Origin of the sequence: Heliomicrobium undosum (assembly GCF_009877425.1) — a bacterium.
Taxonomy (GTDB): Bacteria; Bacillota; Desulfitobacteriia; order Heliobacteriales; family Heliobacteriaceae; genus Heliomicrobium; species Heliomicrobium undosum.
This window is the reverse complement of the sequence record NZ_WXEY01000002.1, coordinates 335182-341554: the sequence shown is the minus strand read 5'-3', so window position 1 is coordinate 341554 and position 6373 is coordinate 335182. Positions and strand designations below refer to the sequence as shown.

The following is a 6373-nucleotide window of genomic DNA, read 5'->3' as shown; positions in this document are numbered from 1 at the left end:
AGATATGAAAAATATGTAGAATAAAGAAATACAACCTTTGTAAGGAAGGGAGAAAAGGTATGGAGATCATTAGACAAGCAATAAGAAACGGACGCGTAGATGATTCTTTAGCTAATGAGTTAGCGACAAGAAAATTTGAGTGCGAGCTATGGGATTACAAAGAAAAAATAGACCTAACTTCAAGTGAGGCAAAAGCAGAGATTGCTCGTGATTGTGCGGCGTTCCATAACAAAGAAGGTGGATATATATTAATAGGGGTTAAAGATAAAACATGGGACATTACTGGTGTTGATGAGACTATATTAACGTCGATCACACAAACACATATAAATGACATTATTCGTTCTTATATAGGGGAACGCTTTGGAATCATTTACAGGGTCTGTAGAATTCCATTGTGTAGAAAACCACTAGGCTTGATATATGTTCCACCACGTACGGGACGCCCGGTAATAATGAAGAAAAATGGGCCGCAAATAGGTCGAGATATAATGTTTAGACAGGGAGACATTTTTATTAGATCGGCAGATTCGACATGTCGCGCAACAACGGACAGTCATATTGAAGCTATATGGGGTGAAACAGCAGTTTCTCTCCCAAAGGTAGAACCGTCAAATTGGAATGTAGTAGAGTATGGTTTTCGCCTTCCTCCGAAGCCAGAACCTTTAATTGGGCGTGACCGAGATCGAGAAACTGTTTTTCAAAGTTTAGATTCTAGAAACAGGTGGTGGATATCGTCAATTGAGGGGCTGGGGGGTGTCGGAAAAACTGCCCTAGCTTCGGAAATTGTCTGGGAACTATATCGGGAAAAACGTTTTGAAACAATCATTTCTGTTTCAGCAAAAAATCGTGAGCTTAGTGAAAACCGAATACTACCATTGAAACCAGAACTTATTGGGATTGATTCTGTGGTAGATGCTATACTAGAAGCTACTGGCTTCAAAGAGGACTTGTGCAGTCCAATTCAGGTCAGGATTGAAATGGCAAAGCAGCTTTTAGAATCAACAGAATCCCTTCTTTTTTTGGATAACTTGGAAACAGTCGATGATCCAAGGGTCTTCGACTTTCTAAAAAATCTCCCCCAGCCTACAAGAGCGTTAGTCACTTCGAGACGGCAGCCAGAGACAGGAGAAGATAGAATTCGTTTAACGGGTTTAGCACAGACTGACTCCGTTAAATTAGTGCATCGTTTGTTAGAAACATGGAATTTGCTGCAGTTAGCAGATGAAGAAAGTATTAATAGCATAGTCAGAACTTCCGGTGGATTGCCATTAGCAATACTGTGGTTGGTCGGACAAGTGAGACTTCAGCAATCTACGTCTTTTATAAGTCAATTGAACAAAGAGGTTCCGATCGTTCCGGAGCAAATATTAGAATTTAGTTTTAGAAATATGTTCAATCTATTGTCGGAAGATCAAAAATTGATTCTTAAGCTCTCTGCATTATCACCTCAAGAACCATTAAGTATTGAACACTATATGCATCTCGCCGAATGGGATCGTGATAGAACGAATAAAGCTCTTAACGGGTTAATCCAAAGTTCTTTATTTTTAACAAATGCTACTTCAAGTGGAATCACCTATTCTGTTCTTCCGATAACTGCATCTTTCGCTTTTTCTGAGCTTGTTAAAAACCGTGACTATGAAAGTGCGGTGAGAGCACGATATAGAGAAATGCAATTTAGACAGCAGGACGCTAAAGCAATAGTAGATTATTTACAAAGTTTATTTCACGGTAAGGATGAAGCAGAACAATTGGCTGTTGGATTAGCGAAGGCTGCTGCTGAGGAATACTCTGCTGGTAACTATGATAAAGGAAGATCTCTTTTTGACCAAGCAGAAAGTTATTATGATAAAAGTCCTTATGTTTTTTACACCAGAGCAACATCTGAACTAAACGCGGGGAATTCAGCTCAAGCGTATGTGTACTTTGAAAGGGCGACAAAATTAATACTGAAACCTACTGCAAAAGATGCAGTAGTATGGAAAATGTGGGGACAGGCTCTTAAACAAGAAGGTGATTGGCAAAGAGCAATTGAAAAGTTGAGTATAGCATTGTCGTTAAACGAAAACGATCCGTACATACTTCACATGATGGCCTTTTGTCAGAGTAAAATTGGTCAATACTCCGGTGCCGATCGAACGTACAGTAAAGCACTACAAATAATCGGCGATTCCAACCCTAGACAAAGAAAATTAACTTTAACTGCAATGGCTCAAAATATTTACCAATGGGGAGAAAACCTTGAACGAGCTATTAATTTAATTAATGAAGCAGAACGTTTGCCAGGTTCAAATAAAAGGACAATTAAACTATATGATAGCATTGAAAAGCTAATTGCTGAAAAGAAGACTATGGCAAAAAGAGTGAAGTAATTAGTTGGACACGATGAAAAGAACCACTGTCGAAAGATAAAGTTTAAAGCCAAATAGGTAACGGTCTTGATGCGTACTCAGCTTGGCTCTCTAGATTTGCATTAATTGTTTAACCAAATAAGTGCTAGAACAGATTAAGAATATAAAATTCATACTAATCGCATTCGGAATTCCTTTTCTGTCTACTTTTATTTACTACTCTTCGTAAAGAAATTGATGAGATTATAACGAAGGTGCCCTCAAACCGCCCCGCAATTCCTCCAACCAACGCCCGATCTGCTTCTCCCGACCATTCTCCGAGGGGGTATAGAACCGGGCGTTCTCCATTTCCGGTGGCAGGTAGTTTTGCCGGACATAACCCCCGTAATTATGTGGGTACTTGTAGCCGACACCGTTGCCCAGCAGATCGCCAGCTTTAGAGTGGGACGTGTCTGCCAGGTGGCGGGGGACCTCAATGCGTTTCGCCTCCCGCACGGCTCGTAACGCCTTGTCGATAGAATCTTTGGCACCATTACTCTTAGGAGCACAGGCTAGGTATATAGTCGCTTCGGCCAGGGGGATGCGCCCCTCTGGCAGGCCGACGAATTTGACGGCCTCGGCAGCCGCCTGAGCGACAACGAGGGCCATCGGGTCGGCCATGCCGATGTCTTCGGCAGCATGGATAACAATGCGGCGGGCAATGAAGAGAGGATCTTCGCCGGCTTCCAACATGACCGCCAGCCAGTAGAGGGCTGCGTCAGGGTCGGAGCCGCGGATGCTTTTTATGAAGGCGGAGATCGTGTCGTAGTGACGGTCGCCTTTTTTGTCGTAGTAGACAGCGACCCGGCCCGTCACCTCTGTGACTTCAGAAGCTTCAATCGGTTGCTCGGCATCACCGTGAACTCCTGCGACCATGTCCAGGATCGTCAAAGCAGCCCGGGCATCTCCCTTGGCGGCGCGCACGACCATATCAAGAGCTTCTTCCGTAAGGACGTTCTCCTGTAGGCCGAGGCCTCGTTCGGTGTCGGTAAGCGCCCGCTTCAGGAGCGACACCAGTTCCTCCTCTTTTAACGGTTGCAGAATGTAGACGCGCAACCGGGAGAGGAGGGCGGCGTTCAGTTCATAAAGCGGGTTTTCCGTTGTGGCGCCGATCAGGATCAGGGTGCCGTCTTCCACGATCGGCAGCAACACGTCCTGCTGGGCCTTGTTGAAGCGGTGGATCTCGTCGATGAAAAGGATCGTTCGCTTCTGGTTGAAGGAAAGGCGCTCTTCGGCCTCTTTGGCCACCTTTTTGATGTCACTCGTGTTGGCCGTGACGGCGGAGAGGGTGACAAAGCTGCTTTCGGTCGTCTGGGCGATCAATCGGGCGATGGTCGTCTTGCCCGTTCCCGGCGGCCCGTAGAGGATAAAGGACTGTAGCTTGTCCTCATCGATCATGCGACGAAAGAGGGAGCCTTTTTTTAACAGATGCGACTGCCCAGACACCTCGTCGAGGCTGCGCGGGCGCATGCGAAAGGCCAAGGGGCCTTCTTTGCTTTTTAAAGCTTCACTTTGATAGGAAAAAAGGTCCATAGGAACAACTCCTAACGGATTTAGAGAATGCGGTCAGGTAAGAAGCATGATGGGGAGGAGAGGAAGCGAAGGGAGAGATATGCAAGCGAGTGAGGAATGTAGGCAGAAGGGTTACGAAAAGAGTTAGGCAACATATGTTCTATATCTCTATTGTAACCGTTTCGCCTGCTTTTCCCAAGCCGGAAAAACAACAAGCCCTTGGGTCGTCAGTCAGACCCAAGGGCTTGATCCGTTCTCACTTATTTCATGTTTTGCCTAAGTCATGAATGGCTCCTACACGAAATGGCTCCTAATAGTTGCTTCTTTAGCTAAACCCTTAGCTGCTGGCGCTTAAGTTAATCCCTTAGTTGATCCCCAACGCCTTATTCTTCTTCGCCCGCTCCCGCTGGTTGATGTCCATGATACGCTTGCGCAGGCGGATGTTTTTCGGCGTCACTTCGACGAGTTCATCGTCGTCGATCCACTCCAGGGCGTCTTCCAGCGAGAGGACGCGCGGCGGTTCGAGGCGGATGGTGCCGTCGGAGCCAGAGGCGCGCATGTTGGTCAGGTGCTTGGCCTTGCAGACGTTGATGTCCATGTCCTGTTCCCGCGAGTTTTCGCCGACGATCATGCCTTGGTAGACATCGGCGCCGGGGGAGATGAAGAAGCGAATCCGCTCCTGCAGGTAGCCCAGGGCGTAGGCGGTGGTGCTGCCGGCTTCGAGGGCGACGGCGGCACCGCGGCTGCGGCCCGGGATCTCGCCACGGTACTCGCCGTAGCCGTGGAAGAGGTGGTGCATGATGCCGAAGCCGCGTGTGTCGGTGAGGAACTCGGTCCGGTAGCCGATCAGGCCACGAGCAGGGATGACGAACTCCAGGCGGACTTGGCCGTTGCCGCTGTTGACCATGTTGGTCATCTCGGCGCGGCGGGTGCCCAGTTTCTCCATGACGACGCCCATGTACTCTTCGGGCACGTCAATGGTCAGGTGCTCCAGCGGCTCCAGGAGGACGCCGTCCTCATCCTTGCGCAGGATGACCTGGGGCTTCGAGACGGCCAGTTCGTAGCCTTCGCGGCGCATTGTTTCGATCAGGATGGACAGGTGCAGTTCGCCCCGGCCGGAGACGAGGAAGACATCGGGGTCTTCCGTGTCCTGGACGCGAAGGGCCACGTTTTTCTCCAGTTCCTTATAAAGGCGCGCCCGCAGGTGGCGGGAGGTGACGTATTCGCCCTCCTTGCCGGCAAAGGGGCTCGTGTTCGTCTGGAAGGTCATTTGCAGGGTGGGCTCGTCCACGTTGATGATCGGCAGGGGGGCGGGGTTGTCCGGGTCAGAGACGGTCTCGCCGATATGAACGTTCTCGATGCCGGTGACACAGATGATGTCGCCGACGGTCGCTTCTTCCGTGGCGACCCGCTTGAGGCCCTGGTAGGTGTAGACATTGAGCAGTTTGCCTTTGACGATGGCGCCGTCGCGCTTGCAGACAGAGACCTGCTGACCGGCCCGCAACTGGCCCTGGCGGATGCGGCCGATGGCGACGCGCCCCACATAGCTGTCATAGTCGAGGGCGGCTACGAGCAACTGCACAGGGGCGTCCTCGTCGCCCTCGGGACAGGGGACCTTTTCGACGATCGTTTTAAATAACGGCTCCAGGGTGGCTCCCGGCTCGTCCGCTTTCAGACTGGCCCATCCGGCGCGCCCGACGGCGTAGAGGACAGGGAATTCCAGTTGGTCGTCATCGGCGCCCAGTTCGATGAACAGTTCCAGGATCTCGTCGAGCACTTCCTCGGGGCGGGCGTCATTGCGGTCCATCTTGTTGATGACGACGATGGGGCAGAGGCCGGCTTCCAAGGCTTTGCGCAGGACGAACTTGGTTTGGGCCATGACGCCTTCGGCGCTGTCGACGAGCAGGATGGCGCCGTCGACCATGGAGAGGATGCGCTCCACCTCACCGGAAAAGTCGGCGTGGCCGGGCGTGTCGACGATGTTGATCTTGATGCCCTGGTAGGAGACGGCCGTGTTTTTGGCCAGGATAGTGATGCCCCGTTCCCGCTCCAGGTCGTTCGAGTCCATGACACAGTCCTGGACTTCTTCATTGGCCCGGAAGACGCCTGACTGGCGCAGGAGTCCGTCGACGAGGGTCGTCTTGCCGTGGTCGACGTGGGCGATGATGGCAATGTTCCGCAGATCTGTCCGTTTCAAACAATTATTCCTCCTAAATCTCATAAAAAAAGGATGCCCTTTTTCGACATCCGCAAATATCGCCATGTTAAATCGTAACGGGTTGCCGGAGATATGTCAAGGGTCCGTGAAAATAAAGGGCGAAAGGGGATCGCTGTGGTCGTGATATTTTTTTCTTAGAAAGGCTTTCTCGGAGAGGAATTCAGAAATTAACGCCGAATTAACATGTGGAAACGTTACCACAAACGTGCGCGACTACATAAGAATGTGGCTACATAACCGAAACCGTCAA

General features: G+C 50.1%; 3 protein-coding genes. 1 reads left to right on the top strand and 2 read right to left on the bottom strand.

Going from position 1 to position 6373, the window contains the following annotated elements:
- Positions 1-59: 59 nt before the first annotated feature.
- Entirely contained in the window at positions 60-2375 is a 2316-nt protein-coding gene (locus tag GTO91_RS03795; RefSeq protein ID WP_161255033.1) for an RNA-binding domain-containing protein, read from the top strand.
- 222 nt (positions 2376-2597) lie between these two features.
- Here the strand turns inward: GTO91_RS03795 and GTO91_RS03790 are convergent, their stop codons facing one another.
- On the bottom strand, positions 2598-3926 hold the full coding sequence (locus tag GTO91_RS03790) for a replication-associated recombination protein A (protein WP_161255030.1): 1329 nt from the start codon (positions 3924-3926) through the stop codon (positions 2598-2600).
- A gap of 343 nt (positions 3927-4269) precedes the next feature.
- On the bottom strand, positions 4270-6126 hold the full coding sequence (gene typA / locus GTO91_RS03785; RefSeq protein ID WP_161255023.1) for a translational GTPase TypA: 1857 nt from the start codon (positions 6124-6126) through the stop codon (positions 4270-4272).
- Positions 6127-6373 lie beyond the last annotated feature (247 nt).

Coding starts and splice junctions, on each gene's coding strand:
- GTO91_RS03795 (WP_161255033.1), top strand. CDS start 60: ATGGAGATCATTAGACAAGCAATAAGAAACGGACGCGTAGATGATTCT.
- GTO91_RS03790 (WP_161255030.1), bottom strand. CDS start 3,926: ATGGACCTTTTTTCCTATCAAAGTGAAGCTTTAAAAAGCAAAGAAGGC.
- typA (WP_161255023.1), bottom strand. CDS start 6,126: ATGAGATTTAGGAGGAATAATTGTTTGAAACGGACAGATCTGCGGAAC.